Source organism: Pseudazoarcus sp. NS36 (assembly GCF_059703705.1).
Window position 1 is genome coordinate 116,413 of sequence record NZ_BAAKJA010000008.1, and the last position, 24,168, is coordinate 140,580.

At 64.5% G+C, this 24,168-nt stretch carries 24 protein-coding genes; 11 read left to right on the plus strand and 13 right to left on the minus strand.

Annotated elements, in window-relative coordinates; genetic code table 11:
• Position 1: 1 nt before the first annotated feature.
• Positions 2–1,465, plus strand: a complete 1,464-nt coding sequence (locus AC6H0R_RS13735) for a glutamate synthase subunit beta (protein ID WP_497581927.1) — start codon at positions 2–4, stop codon at positions 1,463–1,465.
• A gap of 240 nt (positions 1,466–1,705) precedes the next feature.
• Complete coding sequence (locus tag AC6H0R_RS13740) at positions 1,706–2,773, plus strand: type 2 periplasmic-binding domain-containing protein (protein WP_497581928.1); 1,068 nt, start codon at positions 1,706–1,708, stop codon at positions 2,771–2,773.
• Here AC6H0R_RS13740 and AC6H0R_RS13745 read toward each other — a convergent pair.
• The 3 genes from AC6H0R_RS13745 to AC6H0R_RS13755 are packed head-to-tail and all read right to left on the minus strand — an operon-like array spanning position 2,749 to position 5,446.
• Complete coding sequence (locus AC6H0R_RS13745) at positions 2,749–3,744, minus strand: NAD(P)/FAD-dependent oxidoreductase (RefSeq protein ID WP_497581929.1); 996 nt, start codon at positions 3,742–3,744, stop codon at positions 2,749–2,751. The genes AC6H0R_RS13740 and AC6H0R_RS13745 overlap by 25 nt on opposite strands.
• A complete protein-coding gene (locus AC6H0R_RS13750) occupies positions 3,741–4,190 on the minus strand; it encodes a DUF3429 domain-containing protein (protein WP_497581930.1) in 450 nt (149 codons plus the stop codon). Before AC6H0R_RS13750 ends, AC6H0R_RS13745 begins: the two co-directional genes overlap by 4 nt.
• Positions 4,187–5,446, minus strand: a complete 1,260-nt coding sequence (locus AC6H0R_RS13755) for an FAD-binding domain-containing protein (RefSeq protein ID WP_497581931.1) — start codon at positions 5,444–5,446, stop codon at positions 4,187–4,189. The genes AC6H0R_RS13750 and AC6H0R_RS13755 overlap by 4 nt, the downstream gene beginning before the upstream one ends.
• Before the next feature lie 88 nt (positions 5,447–5,534).
• Between AC6H0R_RS13755 and AC6H0R_RS13760 the strand changes: the two genes are divergently transcribed.
• Together AC6H0R_RS13760 and AC6H0R_RS13765 are read left to right on the plus strand one after the other, a co-directional pair.
• Positions 5,535–7,070 carry a cryptochrome/deoxyribodipyrimidine photo-lyase family protein gene (locus tag AC6H0R_RS13760; RefSeq protein ID WP_497581951.1) on the plus strand — a complete coding sequence of 512 codons (1,536 nt, stop codon included), beginning with the start codon at positions 5,535–5,537 and terminating at the stop codon, positions 7,068–7,070.
• On the plus strand, positions 7,067–7,504 hold the full coding sequence (locus AC6H0R_RS13765) for a thiol-disulfide oxidoreductase DCC family protein (protein WP_497581932.1): 438 nt from the start codon (positions 7,067–7,069) through the stop codon (positions 7,502–7,504). The genes AC6H0R_RS13760 and AC6H0R_RS13765 overlap by 4 nt, the downstream gene beginning before the upstream one ends.
• Here AC6H0R_RS13765 and AC6H0R_RS13770 read toward each other — a convergent pair.
• Positions 7,444–8,727 (minus strand): META domain-containing protein, encoded by a 1,284-nt coding sequence (locus AC6H0R_RS13770; protein WP_497581933.1) that lies wholly within the window; start codon positions 8,725–8,727, stop codon positions 7,444–7,446. The genes AC6H0R_RS13765 and AC6H0R_RS13770 overlap by 61 nt on opposite strands.
• 130 nt (positions 8,728–8,857) lie before the next feature.
• Here AC6H0R_RS13770 and AC6H0R_RS13775 point away from each other — a divergent pair, with 130 nt between their 5' ends.
• Both AC6H0R_RS13775 and AC6H0R_RS13780 read left to right on the plus strand, forming a co-directional pair.
• Positions 8,858–9,142: a hypothetical protein gene (locus tag AC6H0R_RS13775; protein ID WP_497581934.1), complete on the plus strand. Its 285-nt coding sequence runs from the start codon at positions 8,858–8,860 to the stop codon at positions 9,140–9,142.
• Positions 9,139–9,732: an MOSC domain-containing protein gene (locus tag AC6H0R_RS13780; RefSeq protein WP_497581935.1), complete on the plus strand. Its 594-nt coding sequence runs from the start codon at positions 9,139–9,141 to the stop codon at positions 9,730–9,732. The genes AC6H0R_RS13775 and AC6H0R_RS13780 overlap by 4 nt, the downstream gene beginning before the upstream one ends.
• On the opposite strand, the gene AC6H0R_RS13785 is transcribed toward AC6H0R_RS13780, so the two are convergent.
• Together AC6H0R_RS13785 and AC6H0R_RS13790 are read right to left on the minus strand one after the other, a co-directional pair.
• Positions 9,690–11,024, minus strand: a complete 1,335-nt coding sequence (locus AC6H0R_RS13785) for an MATE family efflux transporter (protein WP_497581936.1) — start codon at positions 11,022–11,024, stop codon at positions 9,690–9,692. The two genes, AC6H0R_RS13780 and AC6H0R_RS13785, sit on opposite strands and share 43 nt — an antisense overlap.
• 91 nt (positions 11,025–11,115) lie before the next feature.
• Positions 11,116–11,760 (minus strand): DUF1294 domain-containing protein, encoded by a 645-nt coding sequence (locus AC6H0R_RS13790; RefSeq protein WP_497581937.1) that lies wholly within the window; start codon positions 11,758–11,760, stop codon positions 11,116–11,118.
• Positions 11,761–11,891: 131 nt separating this feature from the next.
• Between AC6H0R_RS13790 and AC6H0R_RS13795 the strand changes: the two genes are divergently transcribed.
• From AC6H0R_RS13795 to AC6H0R_RS13810, 4 genes are all read left to right on the plus strand, one after another.
• On the plus strand, positions 11,892–12,491 hold the full coding sequence (locus AC6H0R_RS13795) for a hypothetical protein (protein ID WP_497581938.1): 600 nt from the start codon (positions 11,892–11,894) through the stop codon (positions 12,489–12,491).
• A 181-nt stretch (positions 12,492–12,672) separates the two neighbouring features.
• Entirely contained in the window at positions 12,673–13,377 is a 705-nt protein-coding gene (locus tag AC6H0R_RS13800; RefSeq protein WP_497581939.1) for a phospholipase D family protein, read from the plus strand.
• A 243-nt stretch (positions 13,378–13,620) separates the two neighbouring features.
• The gene (locus tag AC6H0R_RS13805; protein WP_497581940.1) at positions 13,621–14,418 is read left to right on the plus strand and encodes a hypothetical protein; all 798 of its coding nucleotides are present in this window, start codon (positions 13,621–13,623) and stop codon (positions 14,416–14,418) included.
• Positions 14,419–14,751: 333 nt separating this feature from the next.
• Positions 14,752–15,747, plus strand: coding sequence for a lipid A deacylase LpxR family protein (locus AC6H0R_RS13810; RefSeq protein WP_497581941.1), 996 nt, complete (start codon positions 14,752–14,754; stop codon positions 15,745–15,747).
• 14 nt (positions 15,748–15,761) lie between these two features.
• Here the strand turns inward: AC6H0R_RS13810 and AC6H0R_RS13815 are convergent, their stop codons facing one another.
• On the minus strand, positions 15,762–16,529 hold the full coding sequence (locus AC6H0R_RS13815) for a DUF6498-containing protein (protein ID WP_497581942.1): 768 nt from the start codon (positions 16,527–16,529) through the stop codon (positions 15,762–15,764).
• Positions 16,530–16,631: 102 nt separating this feature from the next.
• On the opposite strand from AC6H0R_RS13815, the gene AC6H0R_RS13820 reads away from it, so the two are divergent.
• Positions 16,632–17,927 carry a sensor domain-containing diguanylate cyclase gene (locus AC6H0R_RS13820; protein ID WP_497581943.1) on the plus strand — a complete coding sequence of 432 codons (1,296 nt, stop codon included), beginning with the start codon at positions 16,632–16,634 and terminating at the stop codon, positions 17,925–17,927.
• A gap of 16 nt (positions 17,928–17,943) precedes the next feature.
• Here AC6H0R_RS13820 and AC6H0R_RS13825 read toward each other — a convergent pair whose 3' ends face one another.
• From AC6H0R_RS13825 to AC6H0R_RS13850, 6 genes are all read right to left on the minus strand, one after another.
• Positions 17,944–20,268, minus strand: coding sequence for a putative bifunctional diguanylate cyclase/phosphodiesterase (locus AC6H0R_RS13825; RefSeq protein WP_497581944.1), 2,325 nt, complete (start codon positions 20,266–20,268; stop codon positions 17,944–17,946).
• Positions 20,265–20,861 (minus strand): methylamine utilization protein, encoded by a 597-nt coding sequence (locus AC6H0R_RS13830; protein WP_497581945.1) that lies wholly within the window; start codon positions 20,859–20,861, stop codon positions 20,265–20,267. The genes AC6H0R_RS13825 and AC6H0R_RS13830 overlap by 4 nt, the downstream gene beginning before the upstream one ends.
• Positions 20,861–21,739, minus strand: coding sequence for a DUF4394 domain-containing protein (locus AC6H0R_RS13835; protein ID WP_497581946.1), 879 nt, complete (start codon positions 21,737–21,739; stop codon positions 20,861–20,863). The genes AC6H0R_RS13830 and AC6H0R_RS13835 overlap by 1 nt, the downstream gene beginning before the upstream one ends.
• Positions 21,740–21,810: 71 nt before the next feature.
• Positions 21,811–23,046 carry a uracil-xanthine permease family protein gene (locus AC6H0R_RS13840; protein WP_497581947.1) on the minus strand — a complete coding sequence of 412 codons (1,236 nt, stop codon included), beginning with the start codon at positions 23,044–23,046 and terminating at the stop codon, positions 21,811–21,813.
• Between the two features lie 49 nt (positions 23,047–23,095).
• Complete coding sequence (gene upp / locus AC6H0R_RS13845; protein ID WP_497581948.1) at positions 23,096–23,728, minus strand: uracil phosphoribosyltransferase; 633 nt, start codon at positions 23,726–23,728, stop codon at positions 23,096–23,098.
• Between the two features lie 284 nt (positions 23,729–24,012).
• Positions 24,013–24,168, minus strand: a 156-nt coding sequence (locus AC6H0R_RS13850) for an integrase core domain-containing protein (protein WP_497581952.1), incomplete at its 5' end; no start/stop codon positions are given.

Consider the following 24,168-nt stretch of genomic DNA (forward strand, 5'->3'; position numbering starts at 1 on the left):
AATGGGCAAGCCAACCGGATTCATTGAGTACGAGCGTCTGTCCGAGGCCTACGCGCCTGTTCCGGAGCGTCTCAAGAACTACCGCGAGTTCGTCCTGCGTCTGGACGACAAGCAGGCCGCCATCCAGGGCGCGCGCTGCATGGACTGCGGCATTCCGTTCTGCAACAGCGGCTGTCCCGTGAACAACATCATTCCCGACTGGAATGACCTGGTGTTCCGCAACCAATGGCGTGAAGCCATTGAGGTGCTGCACTCCACCAACAACTTCCCGGAGTTCACCGGCCGTATCTGCCCCGCCCCGTGCGAGGCTGCGTGTACGTTGAACATCAATGACGACGCGGTGGGCATCAAGTCCATCGAGCACGCCATCATCGACAAGGCCTGGGAAGAAGGCTGGGTCAAGCCGCAACCGCCGAAGGCCAAGACCGGCAAGAAGGTTGCCGTGGTCGGTTCCGGCCCGGCCGGCATGGCGGCGGCACAGCAACTTGCGCGCGCCGGTCACGACGTGACCGTGTTCGAGAAGAGCGATGCGGTGGGTGGCTTGCTGCGCTACGGCATCCCCGACTTCAAGATGGAAAAGCACCTGATCGAGCGTCGTGTCGAGCAGATGCAGGCCGAAGGCGTGAGCTTCCGTACCGGCGTCATCGTCGGCGACAAGAACCTCCCGGCCGGCATCAACAACGACGCCACCGAGGTCGTCAGTGGTGAGCAGCTCAAGAAGGACTTCGACGCGGTGATCCTGGCCGGCGGTTCCGAAGTACCGCGCGATCTGCCGGTGCCGGGGCGTGAGCTGTCCGGCGTGCATTTCGCCATGGAATTCCTCGTGCCGCAGAACAAGGAAGTCGGTGGCGGCCCCGCCAACCCGATCTCCGCCAAGGGCAAGCACGTGGTCGTGATCGGCGGTGGCGATACCGGTTCGGACTGTGTCGGTCCCTCCAACCGCCACGGCGCCGCTTCGGTCACCCAGTTCGAACTGATGCCGATGCCGCCTGAGCAGGAGAACAAGGAGCTGACCTGGCCGTACTGGCCGGTCAAGCTGCGCACCTCCTCCTCGCACGAGGAAGGCTGCGAGCGCGACTTCGCCGTCGCCACCAAGGAGTTCCTCGGCAAGGACGGCAAGGTCACCGGTCTGCTCGCCTGCCGCGTCGAGTTCAAGGACGGCCGCATGGTTGAGGTGCCGGGTTCGGAGTTCGAACTCAAGGCCGACCTCGTACTGTTCGCGATGGGCTTCGTCCATCCGGTCGGCGGTCTGCTCGACGCCTTCGGCGTGGACAAGGACAAGCGCGGCAACGCCAACGCCACCACCGACGGTGCCGGCTGCTACACCACCAACGTCGACAAGGTTTTTGCGGCGGGTGACGTGCGTCGCGGCCAGAGCCTCGTGGTCTGGGCGATTCGCGAGGGTCGTCAGGCCGCGCGCGCTGTCGATGAGTTCCTCATGGGTGAGAGCCTGTTGCCCAGGTGAGTGGCGAATCGCCCAAGGGCGGGGAGTGGTGGAACGCGGGCCGAGTCCCGCGTTGCGCGAAGGTCGTCAAGCGGCGCGTGCGGTGCGAGTATCTGATGGGTGAAAGCCTGTTGCCGCACTGAAGGGCGAATCACTTGGCATGATGAAACGGACCCTGAGGGGTCCGTTTTTGTTTGGTCTGCGCGCTTGCAACTGAAACATTTGCGTGGGTAAATGGCGCGGCAAGCCGGAGATTCGATCATGCCCCTGTTGTTGCGTCGCCTGTGCTGTGTCCTGTCCGCGCTGTGTCTGTCTTGTGTTGCCAGTGCGGTACATGCCGAGACCGTGCGCATCATCGTTCCGTTTTCCGAAGGCGGCGGTACCGATACTTTTGCTCATCTCGTCGCGCGACACCTCGGCAAACATCTGCCGGGTCAGCCGCAAGTCGTGGTCGACAACATTATCGGGGTGGGCGGTGTTACCGGCGCGAATGCCTTTGTTGCCGCCCCATCGGCGGATTCGCTGACCTTGTTGGCCGCTTCCGGTCACCTGAAGTTGCGTGCGATGCTGGGCTTGCGCGGGCTGCAGCTGGATTTTGCCCAGCTAGACCCCTTGCTGGCGGCGCCAATGGGCCACGTGACCGTGCTTACGGCTGATTCCGGCATTTCCGCAGCGACGGACATCCGCAAGCTGCGTGGCCGTCTGACCAAGGGCATCAACGACCCCATCGGCCAGATCGAGTCCCTCATAACACTCGAGATGTTTGATCTCGATTACCGTCCGGTGCCGGGCTTCGATGGCCGTGGCCAGACATTGCAGGCCTTCGAACGAGGCGAATTGAGCATCAACACCCAGGCCACACCCGTGTACCTGGCGCGGCTCGAACCCCTCGTGCGTCTGCGCAAGGTGATGCCGCTGTACGCCATCGGATTTTTGGACGACGCGGGTAATTCCATCCCCGATCCTGCCGTACCCGAACTTGTCACGGCGCCCCAGCTCTACCAGCGGGTTTTCGGTCGCCCGCCAGCTGGCCAGGAGTGGGAGGCTTTCAAGTTGGTCGTGCCACTGGTGCAGCAAGCCCGTGCGAGCCTGTGGATGCGCGGCGACCTCCCGCAGGAGAAAGCGCTCGTACTCAGTAAGGCCATAGAGGCCATGGTGCGCGACGCTGCCTTCCACAGCGACGCCAATGAGCGTCTGGGGGGGTACCCGGTGCTGTACGGGTATGAGCTGGAGCGCATTCGCCGGGCGATTTCGAACACGCGTCCGGAGGTGCTCGATTATCTTCGTCAGTTCCTCAAGCGTCGCTACGGCGTCGAGTTCGAACGCTGAGCTACAAGCATGGCTTCTGCCAGGCGCTGAGCGCTCAGCCAGGCGCCTTCTACCCGACCCCCGTGCAGCCAGTCTCCGGCCAGCCCGAGGGCTGCCTCAGCCGCCCACAACATACCGACATCGCAGGCTGACGCATTCTGGGCAAAGCGCCAGCGGTGCAGCGTGAAGTCGTCCGGGCGTGGCGCGCCGAGTTGCATGAAGGCCTCGATCATCATCTCACTGATGGTTTCTGCGGGTGCTTCCAGCTCCGTCCTGGTGTCGACCGGCGCATGCAAGACCCAGGTATGGCCCGCTGGACGCCCCGGCTTGCTTGAATCACAAGCGGCCCATGACAAGCCACCGTGGTTGATGAACGCCGCGTCAAATGGCAGGCCGGGAGTGCGGGCGTAGCGTGCGATCAGCGCGTGGCAGCCACGCATCGTGCAGGCCGCTGCACTGGCAGCCAGTTGCGGCGCAATGCCTTCGAGAAGTGCGGCCGCCTGGGCTGCGGGCACACACGCGACCACAGCCGAAAATCTTGGTGAAACGACTTTGCCCTGTGACGTGGTGAGTTGCCAGCCGTCTGCAACGCGCTGCAGCGCGGTCACCTGCGTGTCGTAGCGCACGGTCAGTCCCGTGCTCAGATGGCGCCCGATGGCCGACATGCACGGCGTGCCGACGAAGCGTGGCTCGCTCGCGGAAACCGGTCGGCAACTTCCGTCGGCATCAAAGCTCACGATACGGCCTGACCAGGGCGCGACGATGCCGGCGGCCTGCCAGTCCGCAACGGCAGCGCGAAACCCGTTGTCACGTGCGGTGAAGTATTGCGCGCCATGGTCCGCCTGCCAGCCATCGCCGCGCCGGGTTGCACTGCGTCCTCCTGGACCGCGGCTCTTTTCGAACACCTCCACTTGCAGGCCGGCAGCCTGCAGGCGTTGCGCGCACGAGAGACCGGCGATGCCCGCCCCGATGACTGCGACCGCTGCGCTCACAACGCCACGGCGGCTGTGATCAAGCTGAGCGCCGCACCCAGGGTCAGCACGGTGCGCAGCCGCGCATACCAGGCGGGCAGTACCCGGTGATGCCGCAGCCCGAGGTCGAAGAGGAAATGCACCACCAGCAGGCCTGCCAGAGTGGCGAGGCCGATTGCCGTTGGCAGCAGCAGGGCCACCCAGGCGCCCAGTGCCGGCACTACCGACCAGACCATCAGGCGGGTGCGCAGTGCCTCGGCGGGCTGCGGCCACAGTATCGCGAACCCCCAGTGCAACGCGCCGACGAAGCTCACGATCACCGCAGCGTAGTTCAGCAGCACAAAAGACCAGCGCACCGCGTTGGCGCCATCGGCCAATACCAGCGCAGCCAGCCCTACGAAGGGGATCAGTCCGCCGAAGCCGAGCCAGCGCGCCGACATCGGCATGGAAGTGCCAGCAGTAGTCATTTAAGTCTCCGGGTGGCCGGTTCGGCCGTTGCAAAGTATTCGGGGTGTTCGCGGCGCATCCAGCGTGTCCATGCCGAGAAGGATGGCATGGCTGCGTCGGGTTCGGGCAGCCAGGGGGGCGGCGCGTCGATACGCAGCGGCAGTGCCGACAGCGCCGGAGCATAGTCTGGTTCCGGCGGTGTGCTGATTTGCGCTTGCAAACAGCCGTCCAGCACCTGCGCGAGTTGCGCCGGTCGGCCGACCCAGATCGCGTCGCACAGCCTGCGCATGCGTGTGATGACGAAATCCCAGCGTCGTTCCGACCACGGGAAGCGTGCATGGAAGGGCAGCAGGATCACGCCCAGCACGCACTCGGCTTCCGGTCGCCGGGCCAGATCCCAGGGGTGCAGCAGGGCTACGCGCCGGTCGCGTGTGAGTCGCGCGAAATCGACTGCCGGCAAGCGCGGCGGAGGACGGGCGCGCAGCGGCGGGATTTCGCAGGCCTCGCTACGGCGCGGCGCGGGGCCAACATCGACGTCACTCGCGGCAATACGCGCCAGCGTCTCGTAATCGGTATCCAGCAGCGTACCGGGACTGGCCAGATGCGGCGCAAAACGCGCCACGTTGGCGGCGTTGAACAGATAGGGTTTGCTGCTGAACGTGCCGGCCACCCACTGCCACGACAGATGATTGCTGGCCACATCGCCGTCCAGCAGATGACCGAGCAGCCAGTCCGCGCCAACACGCCAATGCACTTTGCGCAGGTGCACGCAGTAGCTCGCCAGCCACAGCCGCTGGTGGTTGTGAAGCCAGCCAGTGGCGTAGAGCTGCTTCACCGACTCGTCGATCACACGCAGGCCGGTGCGTGCCGTGAGCAGGTCGGCCGGTAGCGCGTTGCGGTACTGGATGTGCTGGGCATGAGCGGCCGGATGCAGGTCGCCCAGGATGGCTTCTCCCTGTCGGCGCCGCACATGTTGGAAGAAGCCGCGCCATGCGAGCTGGCGCAGCAGCGCGTCGTCTAGCGTCAGGCCGAAGCGCTGGCGCCACAGTGCGAACAGCTCCCGATCCGGCAATACGCCGTGCGTCACATAGGGCGAGAGGGTGCTCACGCCGCCATCGAGGTGATTGCGCCGTGCCGCATAAGCCGTCGCATCGACCGACAGTGCGCGCCGCAGGGCGGCGAAACGGCACGCTGCGAAGTCCATGGTGGGTCGTGCCGGGAATTCGGGGGGGTGATCCGACTGAGGCAGCAGCACCGTCGGCGAACTTGCGGGCATGGGCATGGTCTGTGTGAGCAGGTTTGTCTAGGACAAACATTTCGGCCAAAGTTCGCATGGAGTCCTGCTTCTGTCCACGCCCCTGCACATCGTCTGGTTCAAGCGTGATCTGCGCATGCGTGATCACTGGCCGTTGCTGCACGCCAGCCGCAACGGGCCGGTGCTTGCGCTGTATTGCTTCGAGCCCACGCAGCTTACGCAACCGGATGCGGCGGCACGACATCATCGTTTCGTCGAGGCTTCGCTGAGTGAGCTTGCGCACGATCTGGCGCGCGCCAACATCCGCCTGCTGCTGTGGCATGGTGAAGTCGTCGAGGCCTTGGCCGCGCTGCGTGCAGCGCACCCGTTGGCGGCGCTGTGGAGCCATGAAGAAACCGGCAACCTGGCGAGCTATGCACGCGACCGCGAGGTGGCGGGCTGGTGCCGCACACATCGCGTGCAATGGACCGAATTACCCCAAATGGGCGTGGTGCGTCGTCTGCGTGACCGCGACCACTGGAACGTCGAGTGGGAAGCCTTCATGGCGGCAGAGGTGGCTTCGCTGCCTGGGCCGGTGGCAGATCTGCCGTCTGCCGTCGTGGGCCTGTGCACCACACCGCCCGAATCTGCCGACAGCGGTGCTTTCCAGCGCGGCGGCCGGCGGGCCGGCGTGGCGGTGCTGCGCGACTTCCTCGACGGACGCGCTGCAGCCTACCGCGGCGGCATCTCCAGCCCGCTCAAAGCGCCCACGGCGTGCTCCCGCCTGTCGCCCTATCTGGCCTGGGGCAATGTCTCGATGCGCGAGGTGGTGCGCGCCACACGTGCCCGTGCTGCGGAGCTGACCGATCTGCCGGCCGAGCAGCGACCGGCGCGACTGTTGGCGTCCTTGAGGGCATTCGAGTCGCGCCTTCACTGGCATTGCCACTTCATCCAGAAGCTCGAATCGGAGCCCTCGATCGAAGTGCGCAACATGCACCGTGGCTATGACGGTCTGCGCGAATCCGATTTCGACTCTGGTCGGTTTCAGGCCTGGGCGCGCGGTGAGACCGGCGTTCCGCTGGTGGACGCCTGCATGGCCATGCTGACGCAGACCGGCTGGCTCAACTTCCGCATGCGCGCGATGCTGATGAGCTTTGCCGCCTACCAACTGTGGCTGCACTGGCGCGAGCCGGGCCTGCATCTGGCACGGTTGTTTACCGATTACGAACCCGGCATCCATTGGCCGCAGGTGCAGATGCAATCCGGCGTCACCGGCATCAATGCGTTGCGCGTCTACAACCCGGTCAAACAGGCGCGTGACCATGACCCGCAGGGTCACTTCGTGCGTCGCTGGTTGCCGGTGCTGCGCCAGGTGCCCGACGCCTGGCTGTTCGAGCCGTGGAAGATGCCCGACAACGTGCAGGCTGCCTGCGGTGTGCTTATCGGGCGGGATTATCCGGCGCCGGTGGTGGAGCCGGAAGCCGGTTTGCGGGCCGCGCGCGCGCGCCTCTCTGAATGGCGCAAGCGGCCCGGACTGAAGGAAGAGGCGCAACGTGTGTTCCTGCAGCACGGCAGCCGAAAAGGGCCGGTTCGCCGCAAAACGCCTCGCAAGGCCGGCGCAGTCGCGCAGCCGGACCTGTTCGATACGACACTGGAGAACGCATGAGCGAACGACTCATCGTGTATTACGACGGCGGCTGTCCGCTGTGCAGCCGAGAGATCGGCTTCTATCAGCGCCAGCCCGGCGCCGAGGGCATTGACTGGGTGAATCTCGTCGCCAGTGATCCGGCATCGCTGGGTGACGACCTCGACTTCGATGCCGCCATGGCGCGCTTTCACGTACGGCGACCGGACGGCCGGCTGGCCTCCGGTGCGCTGGCCTTTGCCCTCATGTGGCAGCACTTGCCGCGTCTGCGCATGGCGGGGCGCATCGCTGCGCTTCCGGGCATCGTGCAGCTGCTGGAGCTGGGCTACCGGCTGGTGTTGCGCTTGCGCGGACTGTGGCGAAAGCCGGACACCGTGTGCGAGCTGCCGGCGCCTCAGCGTACCGCCACAAAGCGGGCCACCAGCCGTCCGTCGCTGCCCGACAGTTCAAAGTGATTCCCACTGATGCGCCAGCTGCGCGCCTTGTCGAGTGCGCCGAGGAACTGCGACTCGATGTCCGGGCCACTGGCGCAGGCCATCCTGGTGGTCACGATGCTACCAAACAGGATCGAACCGCCTGCCATGGTCGTGCCGCCCTTGAAGCGATTGCAGCCGGTCGAGCCTGAGACGCGCGGCGATTCGCTCGGTGCGAACATCAGGTAGGGGACGCGTTCGCTGTCCGCCATCACGATGTCCTGCTCGCCAAGGCGCACCAGACGCCACTGCGTGCCGTGCAACGTCGGCCCGTTTGCCGCCGCCGCAACCGCGGGGGCTGGGGACGGGCTTGGCGATGACGGGGCCGGTTCGGCGGCAGCACGCGGAGCCACCGGCGGAGGCGGCGGAGAAACCAGTTCGAAGGTCTGCACCGCGCGCTGCGGCGGTTCTGCGGGCGGAGCCGGCACTGGTGCGATGGGTTCGACCGGCGGGGTGGTCACAGCCGGTTCCGCCGTCTCCACTCCGGGCCGGAACACCCGCCGCACGCGTTCGCCCAACGCTGCGAGGGGGTTGGTGGCCGTGACGACGGGAGGCGTGCAGCTCACCGGCGTGCCAGTCTGCACCACGCGTTCGACAATCACGGTCGGGCGTCGTGGTCCTTCCATGTTCACGCGCTCCGCGATGCGCGCTTCCACCCTCACCGGCAGCGGGCGCTGCAGGTTCGCGCCGCTGCGGCTCCAGGCCTGCTCCAGTTGCCGGTAACCGCCTTCCATTGCTACCGGCATGCGTCGTCCGGTGGCGCAGTCTTCAAGCTGCGCGCTGTCGGCGAAGTAGGTGAACTGGCCGTCCAGCGTCACCCGTGGCTCAATGGGGCTGAGTAGCGACGAGCGGTTCAGCGTGTAGTTGAGCTGCGATGCGATCGGGCGACCATCAGTGTCGAGCATCGTCAGCCAGCCCCGGCCGTAGCTGAAGCGGCGCAGCTCACCGTGCCCGTAGCGCAGCTCCAGCGTGTCGTCCTGCCGCGTCCAGCGACCGACCCGGTCGAAGCTGCGGTTCCGTTCGCGATACACGCTGCGCTGGTGGAAGCTACCGTCATCAAACACGTCGAGCCGCAGCTCCACGCCGGGGCAGTCGGCGCAGGGCAGAATGCCCACGTACGACCCCGTCGGGTCGGTCTGCGCCGCTGCCGTATGCATGAAGAACGCGGTCAGCGCCGCGATTGCGATGCGATGAATGTGCTGCATGGCCCATCTCCTTCGTGGACATTCGTTCAGTTGCTGGCCCATCAAGGTCATCCGGCTGCTGCTTTCCTTTGTACCCCGAAATCCCGGCGGTAAGATGCGCCTTCGTCTTTTCTTCCCATGGCCATTGCTGATGCGAAACCGTTTCAAGCGCAACGAGCGCCTCTACCAGATCGCCCTGCGCTCGGACTGGACCTTCTCGGCCAAGCTCGCAGCCGGCGGGCTGGCCATCGGCGTGTTCCTGATCCCGACCATCCTGATCGGCACCGGTGACCCCGAGCTGCAGCCGCTGGCCGGCGTGGTGCGCTTCCTCGGCGCGGTGTTCACGGTGGCCTTTGTCGGCATCGGCATCCGGCGCTACCTGGTTCAGCGCAAGGAAGCTGCCCAACCGCCCGCTGACGAGAAAGGCCCCGAATGAATACCGGTGAGGATATCGACCTCGACGAGCCTTCGATGCGCAACATCACCGCCCGCCACCCGCGCGCAGGGCGTGTGGAAGCCATTTTCCTGCGTCCGGCGCGTCTGCAGCCCGTAAAGTCTGTAACCGAAATCGAAGCACTGGCCGAACGCGGGCTCGATGGCGACCGTTCCTCCTTCGCGCAGCCCAGCCGTCCCGGCGGCGGCAAGCGTCAGGTGACGCTGCTGCAGGCCGAGCACCTGCCGGTGATCGCGGCCTTTGCCGGCCGAGCCAGCGTGGAGGCGGCCGAGCTGCGTCGCAACCTCGTCATCTCCGGTCTCAACCTGCTTGCCACCCGCAGCTTGTTCAAGGACCGCCCGCTGGTGCTGCAGGTGGGCGAGGCGGTGTTCGAGATCACCGGTGCGTGCGACCCCTGTTCGCGCATGGAAGAGGTGCTCGGCCCCGGCGGCTTCAACGCCATGCGCGGCCATGGCGGGGTGACTGCCCGCGTGCTGCAGGGTGGGCGCATCCGGGTAGGAGATGAGGTGCGCTGCACGCCTCAAGCGCCTCAGGAAATCGTCCCGACCGACCTCGCCAGCCGCGGGAAGTAACGCCCCAGCGTTACCGCCCGCGCCACGTAACTCACGTGATACGCGGCCCACAGGCCGTGATTGCCCCAGCCGCGCAGCAGCCACCAGGCGGCGAGAAAGATTGCCAGTGACAGCAGCATCGCACGACGCATCTCGGCCGTGCGTGTGGCGCCGATGAACACGCCGTCGAGCTGGAAGGCCCACACCCCCACCAACGGCGCCAGCGCCGCCCAGCCCAGATGATCGCGCGCCGCTTCGCGCGTAGCGGCATCCACCGTCAGCAGGTCGATCACCATCGGGCCGGCGAGCAGGAAGGCCAACGACAGCGCACCGGCCAGCAACACCGCCCACAGCGTGGTGACGAACACCGCCGCATCGAACATCGCGCGCCTCGCCGCGCCCACTGCGCGTCCGACCAGTGCCTCGGCCGCGAAGGCCAGGCCGTCCAGAAAGTACGAGGCCGTGGCGACGAAATGCATCAGCACCGCGTTGGCTGCCAGCACCACCTCGCCCTGTTTTGCGCCGTGCGCCACGAACCACAGCAGCACGCAGATCAGCGCCATCGAGCGGATCATGATGTCGCGGTTCACCGCCAGCGTACGTGCCAGCCGCGCCGCATCCAGCAGCCGCGCGCGCGACCAGCGGCCGTCCACGCCGCGTACATGCACCCACGCCAGCGTCAGCCCCACGCCGGCCGCGATGCATTCGGCCAGCAGCGTGCCCAGCGCCACGCCGGCCACGCCCATGCCAAGACCCAGCACGAACAGGATGTCCAGTGCCACGTTGGAGAGATTGAGCGTCAGTTGCAGCAGCAGCGCGGTGCCGGCCCGCCCACGCCCGATGAACCATCCCAGCAGTGCGTAATTGGCCAGCGTGGCTGGTGCGGCCCAGATGCGGATGTCGAAATAGCTGCGAGCCAGCCCCTCCACCCGTTCCCCGCCGTCGAGCAGTGCAAACGCGGCTTCGCGGATCGGCCATTGCAGCGCAATCAGCGCCAGCCCTACGGCCCCGGCAATCAGCAGCGAGCGGCCGAGGCAGGCCAGCAACTCGTCGCCATCCCGCGCCCCCAGGGCCTGCGCCGTCAGCCCGGTGGTGCCCATGCGCAGAAAGCCGAAAGCCCAGAACACGAAGGTGAACACCAGCGCCGCCACCGCGACCGCGCCGATCAGCGCCGGATCGGGTATCTGCCCGACCACGGCGGTATCGACGATGCCGATCAGCGGCGTCGACACGTTCGACAGCATTACCGGCACGGCGAGCGCCAGCACGCTGCGGTGGGTGATCCGGGGGTGGTGGGCGTCCGGCGAGTTCATGCCCGGATGATAGGCGGCTTTCGTCGTTGCTCTGACATGCAGCGCGGTATGGTCGCCGAGTCAGGTCCAGCATTGGCTCGTACAGTGCCCGCTAGATCATCGAGCGCAGTGCAGCCAGCAGTTGATTCAGGCTTTGACCACCCGCCGGGGTAAGCAGCCATGCCAGCCCGCCGCAGTTGAACGCCACGGTGATCCAGAACATCACCTGGAATGACTGCTTGCTCGACTTGTGACGCAAGCAGCGCTGCGCTGCCAGCGCGCCCGGCCAGCCGCCAACCAGCGCCAGCGCATGCAGGGTGCTCTCCTGCGTGCGCCAGGCGCCTTGTCGGGCGGCGGACTTGTCCAGGGCGTAGGCCACAAAAGCAATGGCACTTGTCACGAGGTACAGCCCGGCAACCTCCAGCGGCAGCCTGTCTGCGGCGGTTGCCGCGGCCAGCGCGGCCACAAACAAGGTCGCAAACAGCACCGGGCCGTTGCTGCGACCTGCAGGCCGCGAAGTGCGCTGGCGTGGAGTGGCCGCGTAGCGTTCGCCATCGAATGCAATTTTCACCGCGCAGGGGCGTCCGCGCTCATCCGTTCCGACAAGGTATGTGACCTGCGCGCCGTTCTCCGGTCGGCGCTGTCGGTTGGCAAAGGCCCTGGCATGCGCAAACACGCGTACACCGCCGCCGTCCGGCTCGATGAAGCCGAAACCCTTGTCGTCCCGCCAGTCGCAGATCTTACCTGTTAGCCGCATCTCTTCTGAATACCCACTTCTATATGTACTATGCAATCCGGCTTTGGCGCGAGCTGCTGCAGAGCTACCCGGACCGCCGTCATTGCCCGGGATTCTTCCATATTGCATGAACTGTCGAACAGGAACTTCTGATGATTTCTCGATTGCTGGCTGTAGTTGCGCTTGTCGTAGTGAGCGGTTGCGCGTCCAACCCGATGATGGTCGCCCAGACGCAGGAGCTACCGCCCCCCGCCGCCGACGAGGCACAGGTCGTGTTCATGCGCTCCAGCCTGCTCGGCAGCGCCATCAACGCATCGCTGTATCGCGTCGACCGCGGCCAGATCGAGTTCATCGGCATCATGGCCAACGGCACCAAGATCGTGCACCGCGTTCCGCCCGGCAAGCACGTCTTCATGGTCGTGTCCGAAGCCGCCGACTTCATGGAAGCCGAGCTTGCCCCCGGCAAGACCTACCACAGCCTTGTCACCCCGCGCATGGGCGCCTGGAAGGCCCGCTTTTCCCTGTGGCCCATCAAGACCGACGCCAACGCCGAGTACACCACGGCCTCGAGCGATTTCGCCGGTTGGCTCAAGAACACCCGCCTGGTCGAGAACACCCCGCAGTCCCTTGCCTGGTATGACTCCAGCAAGAACAGCGTGTACATGAAATACACCGAGTACTGGCCCATCTGGCAGGGCAAGAGCGCGGCCGATCTCGCAAAGCGCTCGCTGGTGGCTGAGGATGGCATCTAGCCCACTGCAGCAGGCGAGCAGACACCGGCCGCGTGCCGGTGTTTTTTTAATGGCGGCGTGCAATCGGTTGCCGCCACGCATGACGTTTGCCTTTTGCGTGTTGTGCTCGGTGTGTACCATGCAATCAGTTTGCGGACATGCCTAAGGAATGTCTGCGCCAGCACGGAGACATGCAAAGAAAATGGCCAAGTTCCTCAACACCAGCGCGACCAACTACTTCCTCGAAGAACTCATCAAGGACGCGCGCGACCGCCTCATCCTGATCAGCCCTTTCCTCAAGCTTAATGACCGCATGCGCGAACTGTTGGCCGACAAGAACCGGCTCAAGATCGACGTGCGCATCGTGTATGGCAAGAGCGAACTGCAGCCCGAAGAGATTACCTGGCTGAAGGAGCTCACCTACATCCGCACCAGCTTCTGCAAGAACCTGCACGCCAAGTGCTACATGAACGAGGAAATGGCCATCATCACCAGCCTCAACCTCTACGAGTTCAGTCAGATCAACAACAACGAAATGGGCGTGCTCATCCGCCGCGACGAAGACGTCGAGCTTTACAAGGACGCTTACGAAGAAGCCCAGCGCATCATCCGCATCAGTGACGAGGTGCGCATCACGCTGGAACGTGTCGCTGCGCAGGAAGCGACGGGGGAAGACGAAGCCGACGACGCTTCCGACAAGGTCGGAAAGATCTCTAGCTCACGGTTGGCCCAGAAGTTCGGCATGAAGACCGCGCCGTTTTTGGAGCGGTGCGTGGAACTGGGCTATCTGGAGTTGAAAGGCGACAAGCACTTCCTGACGGAGAAGGGCAAGGCTGCGGGTGGAGAGTTCAAGATGAGCTCGAAGTTTGGGGCCTATTTTGTTTGGCCGGAGACGATGTCGATATAAAAACTCGATTTCTGCAACACAATTATTATTTGATAAGCATCGCCTTTCCTCTGCAGCCCTAGTCAAAGGTCGTCTGATATGCATCGTCCTGTCGCCGGTGATAGTTCTTGGAAAAGTGGAGCAAGGGCGTTTGTTGGCTTTTGTGAGTTTTGGTTCGTTAAGAACTTTCTTAGGCCCATTTTTTTCTTGCTCCCGCCTATGCTTTTAACAGCTCTGGCGACAAGGCATGGATTAAGCGGGAGCATGGTCGAGGTTTTTGGCTCTGGGTTTGGGAAGGTCTTAAACGATTACGCGGTTTTGATATTAGTCGGAGCGTATATATATGTTTCATTCGTGAAGTCTATATATGCGTATGTGGTTAAGTTTTCAAAGCCGTCGAAGGAGCTTTCCGAATTAGATCTCCTCGCGTTGATACAGGCGCTTAACGTTGTTGTTGCTGATAAAAATAAGAGATTTGCGGCGTGTGTTAGCAGGGCATTGAGCAGAGATTCGATAAACGCTGAAGAAACGTTTGGGGAAATAACTAGGCCGGATCAGCAGATTACTTTGCTTGTATCAGGCCTAAAGACGGTGTTTGATTATATGGACGGCAGCAATGCTGTGTACAGAGTCGGTCTATTGAGGGTGGTGGATAATTATCCGGTTGAGTGGATCGCTTTCGAGCCTACATCAAATCCTCCTAGGACATCGCCCGCCGATCTTTGCGCAGATGAGAGCACGGTGATGAACTGTATAAGAGAGAAGGGCATCGTAGTAGTAGAGGATATTCAGTTAGAGCTTAAGAAGAGTGATGGTTGTCGTTATACAAAAGGAAGTACCAAGCCGAGGAATCAAGGGGCTCAGCTATGCTTTCCTGTAATTCATGCAAGTAGCCGTAATGTTGAGTATGTAATTACAGTTGCAGGTAACAAGAAATATTGCCTGAAGGAAAGTCATGAAGATATTTACAGTTGGATAATCGAACATTTTTCTGCTAGGATTTCTTTAGAGCACTCTCTGCTGGTTTTAAAGGAGAAGTCAAGTGTCTCAAAAACCAAATAAATCGGAGTCTCTTCACATTAAGTTCAAGCTTGATGCTCAAGCCAAAGACTCCATGCGACAGCTTGAGATAAGAACTTTCAGAAGTTCGGTGGCTAGAGATGCAAAATTGATTTTTTCTTCCAGAAAACGCTCTTCCTCTGCCGAGTGTGCATGAAGTTCATGGGCTGAATTCATACAGATCAAGCAGACAGAAAAACACCGGCGGTCGCCGGTGTTTTTCTGTCTGCTTCCTGCATTTTTCACGTTACCTTAGTCAAGGCCAACCTTCCGTTACCAATCCCCAGCTCGCCCACCGGGTACAATCGCGCAGTCCCCACTTCCTCGCGAGCCCGCATGATTGCCCGATCCTGCCGACTTCTTCCCCTGCTGCTCGCGCTTTCTTCGCCGCTGGCCTTTGCGCAGGATGACGAGCTGCCTGCCGGCACCTTCAGCATCAACATCGAGAACGACCTGTTCTACGACGCCGACCGGCACTACACCAATGGCGTGCGTTTTGCGTGGGTGCCTGATCAGCGGCGGCCGGTTCCGGAGTGGGCGCGCGAGTTTGCGCAGCTCATGCCGTGGTTTCCGCATGACGGGACGATCCGTTACGGCTATGCCTTCGGTCAGAGCATGTTCACGCCGACCGACATCACCATCGAAGATCCGCCGCGCGGCGAGCGGCCGTATGCGGGGTGGTTGTATGGCTCGATCGGTCTGGGCATCGAGACCGGGCGGGTGGTGGATCAGTTCGGTCTGACGGTGGGCGTGGTGGGGCCGGCAGCACTGGCGCGGCAGACTCAGAAGTGGGTGCACAAGCAGGTTGGTTCGAAGCGGCCTGAGGGGTGGGACACGCAGCTCAAGAACGAGCTGGGCGTGGTGGCGACCTGGCAGCGTACCTGGCGTGGCATCGCTAAAACCCGCGTGCTGGGGCGCGAGCTGGACCTTGGCGCGCATCTGGGCGGTGCGCTGGGCAACGTGTTTACCTATGCCAACGGCGGGCTGATGCTGCGTTACGGGCCGAACCTGCCGAACGACTATGGCCCCTCGCGTATCCAGCCGGGGCTGCCGGGGTCGGCGGACTTTGCGCCGCCGGTGGATTTCCGCTGGTATGCCTTTGCCGGGCTGGAGGCGCGGGCCGTGGCACGCAACATCTTCCTCGACGGCAATACCTTCCGTGACAGCCGCAGCGTGGATCGCCGCAAGCTGGTGGGCGACCTGCAGTTCGGCGTGGTGCTGGACTGGCGCGAGGTGCGCGTGAGCTACACGCACGTGGTGCGCAGCAAGGAATTCCACGGCCAGCAGAACAGCGATATCTTCGGCGCGCTGACCTTTTCGTTCAGGCTGTAAGCCGGCGGCGCGGCTCAGTCTCCGCCGCCGCCATCTCCGCCGTCTCCTGAATCTCCACCACCCCCCTCCGTATCGCGGCTACGCCGGCGTGACCGGCGCCCTTCGCGCGGCGCGCGGCCTTCGCGGCGCTTGCGGTGTGCGCTGCGGTGCTGGTGCACGTCGATGCCGGTCTTCGCCGCGACCAGAAGCAACAATGCCGGCGCGGCCGTGGTGGCGCCGGTTTCGATGATGGCCATGGCGCCCAGGATGATGGCGATGTGCAGCGCGACGATGCGCTTGTAGGGGTCGAACATGATGTCGTCGGCGTCGCGCTCGTCGTCTTCATGGTCGATGAAGTGGTGGTACAGCGTCGACACGCCGTGACTGATGGCGAAGGCCAGCAGCGGCAGGCCGAACAGGCCGGGCATCTCGTTGGCGATCCAGCCGAACTGGCTGACGAGCATGCGGAAGGGCATCAGCAGCACGAAGCCATCGTCGTCAAAGTCATCCTGCGGTGCTTCACCGGGCAGATCGGTGAGGGTGAGGATGAAGATGCCGTGGCCGGCGCAGAAGAAAGCGTAATGGAAGGTGAAGAAGGCCGATTGCGGGAGCACGCGCAGACCACCCGCGTGCAGCATGCGCACCAGCGTCCATGCACCCACGACGAGGTTTTCCAGCCAGTACAGCAGCAACAGGTAATGCGCATCCCAGCCGAAAAAAAGCACCCCCACCGCAGGCGCGAGGTTGGCCAGAATGAGTGCGGCGAGCGGGATGCGGTCGATGTCGGGGCGGGTCTCGGTCATGGGCAATCGGGTGGCTGTGTGCGCCCCGATTGTGCGTCATGGAGCGCCGGCGCGCACAGGCGTTTGCTAGACTTCCGCACCCCATTCGATACTGAAACGCCAATGAGCGATGCTGCTTCGCAAGACCTTCCTCCGCTTGCGACGCCGTCCGCCGAGGAGCGCGGCCGGCTGTTCGAGGCGGTGGTCGAGCAATCCTACAATTCGGTGCTGATCACCGACGCCGTGCCGTCGCCGCACGGGCCCCGCATCGTGTATGCCAACCCGGCTTTCTGCCGCATGAGCGGCTACACGCTAGATGAACTGGTCGGGCGCTCGCCGCGCATGATGCAGGGGCCGGATACCGACCACGATGTGATCTCCATCCTGCGCACCTGTATCCGTGAGGGGCGTTCGTTCACGGGGGCGACCTACAACTACCGCAAGGACGGCACGCCCTACATCGTTGAATGGAGCGTGTCGCCGGTGTGCGGCGCAGCCGGCGCAGTCACGCATTTCGTGTCGGTCCAGCACGACATCACCGACCGCGTTGCCAACGACCGCGACCGCGCCATGCTGGTTCAGGCGCTCGACGAAGCCAATGCCTCGATTCTGATCACCGACGTGGATGGCCGTGTGGTGTTTGCCAACCGCGGCTTCACCGAGCTGACCGGTTATTGCGCCGACGAGGTCATCGGCCATACGCCGGCCATCCTGCGTTCGGGCCAGCATTCAGCTGATTTTTATGCCCGGTTGTGGAACGAGCTGCGGGCCGGCCGCTCCTTCCGCGAGACCTTCGTGAACCGCCGCAAGGACGGCACGCTGTTTCACGCCGAGCAGAGCATTGCGCCAGTGCGGGACAACACCAGCACCATCACGCACTTCATCAGCGTTTCCAAGGACATGACCGACCGCGTCAAGGTCGAACGTGCCTTGCGTGATCAGGCTCTGCGGGATGCGCTCACCGGTGTGCACAACCGCCGCGCTGGCGAGAGTGTGCTGGCCCGCGCCTGGACTGAGGCCACCACCGACGGCGAACCCTTCTCGGTGATCATCGCCGACATCGACCATTTCAAGCCCGTCAACGACACTCACGGCCATGCCGTCGGTGATCGAGTGCTGATCAATGTCGCCGAGGCGCTGCGTGGCTGCGTGCGAACCTCGGACGTGCTGGTGCGTTGGGGCGGCGAGGAGTTTCTGGTTGTTGCGGCGGGCTGCGGGCTGAGTCGCGCGGCAGAACTGGCAGAGCGCATGCGTGCCACTGTTGCCGAGTGTCATGACGAGGACGCCGGCCGCGTCACGCTGTCGCTCGGCGTGGCCGAATGGCAGGCCGGTGAATTGGTGGATGAGCTCGTGCAGCGCGCTGATGAGGCGCTGTATCGCGCCAAGAGCGGCGGGCGGAACCGGATCTGTGCGGACTGAAGTTCCGGCCCGGATTTCAGCCGGTGCGCTGCGCGCGCCAGCTCACGAAGTCGGCAACCGGCAGCGGCCGGCTGATGTGGTAGCCCTGCGCTTCGTCGCAGCGCAGCGCGCGCAGCGCGGCGAGCGCGGCCTCGTTCTCGACGCCTTCGGCCACCACGGTGAGCCCCAGGTTGTGCGCCAGGTCGATGGTCGACCGCACGATGGTGGCGTCGGATTCGTCGGCTTCCATGGCCATTACGAAGCTGCGGTCGATCTTCAGTTCATCCACCGGCAGGCGTTTGAGGTAGGCCAGCGACGAGTAACCGGTGCCGAAGTCGTCGATCGACAGCTTGAAGCCGAGCTCGGAGAGCTGGTTGAGCGTGGCTTCGGCGCGCTGCGGGTCATCCATGATCGCGCTCTCGGTAATCTCCAGGCAGAAGCCGTCGGTCGGTGCCTGGTGGCGGGCACACAGTGCGGCGATCCGCTCGGGGAACTCGAGGTCGAGCAGGTCTCGCGTGGACAGGTTCACGGCAATGCGCAGCCGGCCGTCGCTCGGCTGCAGCGCACCCCACTGCCGTGCAGCCTCTTCGATCATCCACAGCGTGATGTGGCGGATGAAGCCGGTCTGCTCGGCAAAGGGGATGAAGTCCATCGGCGGTACCAGCCCGCGTTCCGGATGCTGCCAGCGCACCAGTGCCTCGGCTGCAACCACCGTGCCGCTGGCGACGTCGATCTTGGGCTGCAGGTAGAGGCGCAGCTCGCCGCGTTCCAGCGCGTGACGCAGGTCGGTGAGCAGCGACAGCGTCTGGCTGCTCGATGAATCCAGCGCCGCCTCGTAGCGCAGCGCTCCGGCCGCGCGCGTCTTGGCGGCGTGCATGGCGATCTCGGCACGGTTGAGCAGCAGGTCGGGTCCGTCGCCGTCGTCCGGCCAGCAGGCAATGCCCATGCCCGCGCTGATGTCGACGGTCTGCCCTGCCAGCGCCAGCGGCGCGGCAAAACCATGCGCGATGTCGGCGGCCTTGGCCTGCGCCGTTGGCGCATCGGCACCGGCCAGCAGCAGCGCGAACTGGTCGCCGCTGATGCGCGCCACGCGGTCGCGCTCGGCGTCGCTGTGTTCGGACAGGCGCTCTGCCACGGCGCACAGCAGTGCGTCGCCAAAGGCGTAGCCGAGCACATCATTGACGTGCTTGAAGCGGTCGAGGTTGAGCATCAGCACGGCAAACGGTGCGCCCTCGGCAATCGACGTGGTCAGCGCCTCGCGGAACTGCTCGCGGTTGGGCAGGCCGGTGAGGCGGTCCCAATAGGCCAGACGGCGGATCTCGTGCTGCTGGCGCGCGATGCTCTCACGCATGTGTTCGAAGGAGCGGCCCAGCCGTCCGACCTCGTCGTCGGCTTCGCGGACGAGCCGCGCCGGCGAGCTGTAGTCACCGCGGGTGACGCGTTCGGTAAAGGCAATCAGCTGTCGCAAGGGGTGTGTCACGCGTCGCGCGGTGAGGGTGCTGCCGAAGGCAAACAGCAGCACGCCGAAGGCCGTGATCATGGCCAGCGTGACCTGCAGTTCGCGGTAGGGGGCGGTGACCTCGCTGATCGAGCGCAGCAGCACGGTATCGACTTCCCCCACGCCGCGGTGCAGGCCGATGCGTCGGGCCAGCAGTTCGTCGCCATCGACTTCCAGCACACCGGCCTGACTGGCCGCGATCTGGCGCGAGGCCGCGTCCGGCAGCGTGCTGACCACCACGTTCACCTCCCCGGCGTTGCGGCTGGTGACCACCAGATGCAGCGACAGCAGGCGGTACATGTCGTCGGCCAATGCCTGATCCAGCGGGAAGGCCATCAGCACCCAGCCGATCAGCAACGGCGCGCGCATCGGCACCATCACGAACTGATAGGGCGTGCCGCCGACGAGTGCGATTTCACTCGCCGCGTCGTTGGCGGCAAGGCGTTCGGTCACCGCGCGCAGGCTGTCCTGCAGCGCCATGCCGCCGGTTTCTTCGCTGGTCGTGCGCAGCTCCAGCGCGGGGTCGAGCAGGGCCGTGATGCGCGCACCGATGCGGCTGCCGTGGTTGTCCAGCGCCGAGCGGATGGTCGCGTCGTCGTCCGAGGCTACCGCCGAGCGAAAGCCGAAGTCCGAGGCCAGCACCGAGGCGCCCTGGCGCAGACGCTCCGCGTTCTGTTCCAGCACCCGGCGCCACACGCGCTCGCCCACTTCCAGCTCGTGGGCGATCTGGCTGCGCGCGTTTTCCGCAATGCCGCCGCGCACCACCGTGAAGCCGGCGACTTGCACGAGCAGCAGCAGCGCCAGCGACATGCCGACGATACGTGTCGCCAGCCCCATGTCGCGCCAGCGCCGCGGCGGACTCATGGCCTCACTCCGGCGAGATTGACGCTCACGGCGCCGGACCCTGCCGCTACTCGCAGCGTCTGTGCCGGGGTTTCCGCGCCGGGCGGCAGGCCGCGGTGCCAGCTGCGCAATTGGTATTCACCGGGCGGTAGGTTACGCAAAGTGGCACGGCCTGCGGCATCGGCCTGGGCGTAGTAAGGCGTATCGACGATCACCACCCAGGCCACCATGTTGTCGTGGATGTTGCAGCCAAGTACTGCGACGCCGGCAGTGTCGAACACCACCGGCTTGGTTGGCGTGCCGATGTACAGCTTCAGCTCGAAACGCTTGGCCGGCGAGAAGGAATAGACGTGGTGACGCACCGTGTCGCGGTTCGGAAAATCAACCGCCGTGCCGCGCGTGATCACCAGCTGGTCGGGGACGAAACTCTTGTTCTGCTGGCCGATTTCCCCGCCGCTCAGCGGCTTGACGGCCTGCGCGGCAGCGTCGGACTGCAGGAACACCACCGCGCCGGGCAGCGGGGTGCCGCCTGCGCCGGTGATCGTCACCGTCAGGTCTGCCGCCGCGCAGGGCAGGGCCAGCGCGGCGAACAGGGCGGTCAGCAGAAAACGCATTACGGCTCGATGGCCAGCCCGAGCAATGCGCCGCCATCACCGATCGGCCCGATGGCGGTGGCGTTGCCCGTTTCGAGGTTGATGCGGTAGAGCTGGGTCTTGCCGTCGTCGGGCGTCAGCGCGGCGAGCGCCGTGTTGCTGACGTCGGAAATGTCCAGGTGCGCGTCGGCCAGCGGCCCGGTGCCGAGTTCGCCAATCGTGGTCAGCACGCCGAGGTTGGGCGATACCGCCGGTTGCGCCCCTTCGCGCGAGCCCTGCATGGCCAGCGTGCCGAGCGCGGCGTCGATGGCGTAGTTGGTGGTCAGCTTCTCGTTCTCGCTGTTGTAGGTGTAGCCGGCCGCGACGATCTTCGGAACGGCCGCCATGTGCGGGTCGCCCGCCCCGTAGGCGAGTACGCCGTCGGCCTGGAACGTGGTCGTGTCGGGTGCGAAGTCCACGGCGGCACCGGTGTCCGGGTGCAGGCGCAGGTTGAGGCTGCCCGCAACGACGCGGATGCGGTCGGCCGCGGGATTGAAGTCGAAGCCAAAGTGCTTGGCCGGCAGGGCTACCGGCAGCTTGCCGTCGCCCACAGCAGTCAGTTCGCCGCTGGCGGTGTTCACCGTATACAGCTGGCCCTTGCTGCCCAGCGCATACAGCACGCCGCGCGCCACCCGGTAGTCGATGCCGAGCAGCTTCTCGCCCATTGACATGCCGGACAGGGCCACGCGGCGCGTAATCGTGGCCGGGTCGGCCGGATTGAAGTGGATCAGTTCATGGTCGGTGGTGACCGCGAAAACGCTGGTCGGCTCTTTGGACAGGCCTTGCGGCCCGGCAGCCAGTGCGACACCGGCGGACGCCAGCAGGCCGAGTCCGGCCAGGGCAATATTGCGGAAGCTCATGAGTGGCTCCTCTCGGGTGGGGGTGCGTCGATGTTAGCACCCACCCCGCGCCGCAGGTGTCGGGGCTTTCCTCAGTGCTTGCGTGTGCCCGGCAATACGATATTGAAGATCACTGCCAGCACACCGCACAGGCCCACACCCTGCAGCGTCAGCCCGTCGAGGTTCAGAGCCAGTCCGCCCACGCCAAACACCAGAATCGACGACACGATCACCAGATTGCGCGGTTCGTCCATGCTCACCTTGGCGTTGATCAGCGTCTTCAGGCCCACGCTGGCTACCGAGCCGAACAGCAGCATCATGATGCCGCCCATCACCGGCACCGGAATGGTCGCTAGCAGCGCGTTGAACTTGCCGACAAAAGCCATGGCGATGGCGAAGATCGCCGCCCAGGTCATGATCGCCGGGTTGAAGTTGCGCGTCAGCGTCACCGCACCGGTGACCTCCGAGTAGGTCGTGATCGGCGGCCCGCCCACCGAACCGGCAAACAGCACGCCCAGCCCGTCGCCCGCCAATGTGCGATGCAGGCCGGGGCTCTTGGTGTAGTCCTTGCCGGTCACGCCGCCGATGGCAATGACGTCGCCCACGTGCTCAATGGCCGGCGCCAGCGCCACCGGCAGCATGAACAGGATGGCCGCCAGTTCAAAGGTGGGAGTCGTGAAGTTCGGCAGCGCAAACCACGGCGCGGCCGCCACCACCGAGAAATCCACCAGCCCCGCCACGACTGCGGCCACATAGCCCGCCGCCACGCCCGCCAGAATCGGCAGCAGCCGCAACAGACCGCGCGCAAACACCGCAACCGCCACCGTGGTGCCGAACGAGATGGCCGCCACGATCAGCGCCGTGCCGTAGTTCACCAGCTCGATCGAACCGTCGCCACTGCGCCCCATCGCCATATTCACCGCCACCGATGCCAGCGACAGGCCGATGATCATGATGATCGGCCCGATCACCACCGGCGGCATGAAGCGGTGCACGATCTCGGCGCCGTGCTTCCACACCACGCCAGCCAGTGCGAAATACGCCAGGCTCACGCAGGCCAGCGCGCCCATGGTGGCCGACAGCCCCCAGGTTTGCATGCTGTAGATGATCGGCGCGATGAAGGCAAAGCTCGAACCGAGAAAGATCGGCACCTGACGCTTCGTGATCCACTGGAACAGCAGCGTGCCCACGCCCGCGCCAAGCAGCGCCATGGCCGGATCCAGCCCGGTCAGTAGCGGCACCAGCACCAGCGCGCCAAACGCCACGAACAGGATCTGCCCGCCCGAAACGGCCTGCCGCCACACGGGTTCCTTCGGGGTTTCACTCATGCTTGTTCTCCGCAGGCCCGCGCGGGGCGATGGTGGGTGGGGACTGTGCTCAGCCGAGCTTGGTGCCGAAAATCTTGTCCCCGGCGTCACCGAGGCCGGGAATGATGTAGCCGTGCGCGTCCAGATGGCTGTCGATGCTGGCGGTGAAGATATCCACGTCCGGGTGCTGCGCCTGCATCAGCGCAATGCCTTCGGGCGCAGCCACCAGCACCAGCGCCCGGATCTGCCCGCAGCCCTTGCGCTTGAGCATGTCGCAGGTGGCCGCCAGCGAGCCGCCGGTGGCCAGCATCGGGTCAATGATCAGCGCCATGCGCTCGCCCAGATGGCCGACGAAGCGCTCGAAATACGGCGCCGGCTGCAGCGTCTCCTCGTTGCGCGCAATGCCCACCACGCTCACCTTGGCGCTCGGAATCATGTCCAGCACCCCGTCCAGCATCCCCAGCCCGGCGCGCAGAATCGGCACCACCGTCACCTTCTTGCCCTTGATCTGGTCGACCTCCACCGGTCCCGCCCAACCCTGCAGCGTGACCGTTTCCAGCTCAAAGTCCTTGCACGCCTCATAGGCCAGCAACCGACCCAGCTCGGCCGTGAGTTCGCGGAATTTCTTGGTGGAGATGTCGACCTCGCGCATCAGGCCGATCTTGTGGCGGACGAGCGGGTGACGGATTTCGTGGATGGGCATGGCGCGGGTCCGGCGAATGGGAGGCGCGCGAAGTGTATACCGAGCGGCGGAGTTGCTGGCTGCGGTGATGCTTAATGTGCCGGGTGGCGTGTGTCGTGGGGTGGGTGAAGGCATCAATCCAGTGGACATAAGCCTTTGTGGTTCTTAAGCTGCAATTCAATTGGCGTATGCACTCACGCAGCATGTCTTCCGGGTGATCGTGTTTCGCCCCAGAACGATGTTTGATGTTAAGGGGCAGTAACGGTGTTATGCAGCTGACCTGCCCCCAGTTTTAGTACCGCTACCTACTTAGTAGGCCCTGGGGTTGAGATGAATGTTTCTTCCTTTTCTTGCTGCTTCCCGGCGCGCCAGTTGGCGGCAAACTCCGCCGGGGTGTTATTGCCGATGGCACTGTGTGGTCGGCATTCGTTGTAGTCCCTGCGCCACGCGGCAATTCGGAT

Coding starts and splice junctions, on each gene's coding strand:
- AC6H0R_RS13735 (WP_497581927.1), top strand. CDS start 2: ATGGGCAAGCCAACCGGATTCATTGAGTACGAGCGTCTGTCCGAGGCC.
- AC6H0R_RS13740 (WP_497581928.1), top strand. CDS start 1,706: ATGCCCCTGTTGTTGCGTCGCCTGTGCTGTGTCCTGTCCGCGCTGTGT.
- AC6H0R_RS13750 (WP_497581930.1), bottom strand. CDS start 4,190: ATGACTACTGCTGGCACTTCCATGCCGATGTCGGCGCGCTGGCTCGGC.
- AC6H0R_RS13755 (WP_497581931.1), bottom strand. CDS start 5,446: ATGCCCGCAAGTTCGCCGACGGTGCTGCTGCCTCAGTCGGATCACCCC.
- AC6H0R_RS13765 (WP_497581932.1), top strand. CDS start 7,067: ATGAGCGAACGACTCATCGTGTATTACGACGGCGGCTGTCCGCTGTGC.
- AC6H0R_RS13770 (WP_497581933.1), bottom strand. CDS start 8,727: ATGCAGCACATTCATCGCATCGCAATCGCGGCGCTGACCGCGTTCTTC.
- AC6H0R_RS13775 (WP_497581934.1), top strand. CDS start 8,858: ATGCGAAACCGTTTCAAGCGCAACGAGCGCCTCTACCAGATCGCCCTG.
- AC6H0R_RS13780 (WP_497581935.1), top strand. CDS start 9,139: ATGAATACCGGTGAGGATATCGACCTCGACGAGCCTTCGATGCGCAAC.
- AC6H0R_RS13785 (WP_497581936.1), bottom strand. CDS start 11,024: ATGAACTCGCCGGACGCCCACCACCCCCGGATCACCCACCGCAGCGTG.
- AC6H0R_RS13790 (WP_497581937.1), bottom strand. CDS start 11,760: ATGCGGCTAACAGGTAAGATCTGCGACTGGCGGGACGACAAGGGTTTC.
- AC6H0R_RS13795 (WP_497581938.1), top strand. CDS start 11,892: ATGATTTCTCGATTGCTGGCTGTAGTTGCGCTTGTCGTAGTGAGCGGT.
- AC6H0R_RS13800 (WP_497581939.1), top strand. CDS start 12,673: ATGGCCAAGTTCCTCAACACCAGCGCGACCAACTACTTCCTCGAAGAA.
- AC6H0R_RS13805 (WP_497581940.1), top strand. CDS start 13,621: ATGGTCGAGGTTTTTGGCTCTGGGTTTGGGAAGGTCTTAAACGATTAC.
- AC6H0R_RS13810 (WP_497581941.1), top strand. CDS start 14,752: ATGATTGCCCGATCCTGCCGACTTCTTCCCCTGCTGCTCGCGCTTTCT.
- AC6H0R_RS13815 (WP_497581942.1), bottom strand. CDS start 16,529: ATGACCGAGACCCGCCCCGACATCGACCGCATCCCGCTCGCCGCACTC.
- AC6H0R_RS13820 (WP_497581943.1), top strand. CDS start 16,632: ATGAGCGATGCTGCTTCGCAAGACCTTCCTCCGCTTGCGACGCCGTCC.
- AC6H0R_RS13825 (WP_497581944.1), bottom strand. CDS start 20,268: ATGAGTCCGCCGCGGCGCTGGCGCGACATGGGGCTGGCGACACGTATC.
- AC6H0R_RS13830 (WP_497581945.1), bottom strand. CDS start 20,861: ATGCGTTTTCTGCTGACCGCCCTGTTCGCCGCGCTGGCCCTGCCCTGC.
- AC6H0R_RS13835 (WP_497581946.1), bottom strand. CDS start 21,739: ATGAGCTTCCGCAATATTGCCCTGGCCGGACTCGGCCTGCTGGCGTCC.
- AC6H0R_RS13840 (WP_497581947.1), bottom strand. CDS start 23,046: ATGAGTGAAACCCCGAAGGAACCCGTGTGGCGGCAGGCCGTTTCGGGC.
- upp (WP_497581948.1), bottom strand. CDS start 23,728: ATGCCCATCCACGAAATCCGTCACCCGCTCGTCCGCCACAAGATCGGC.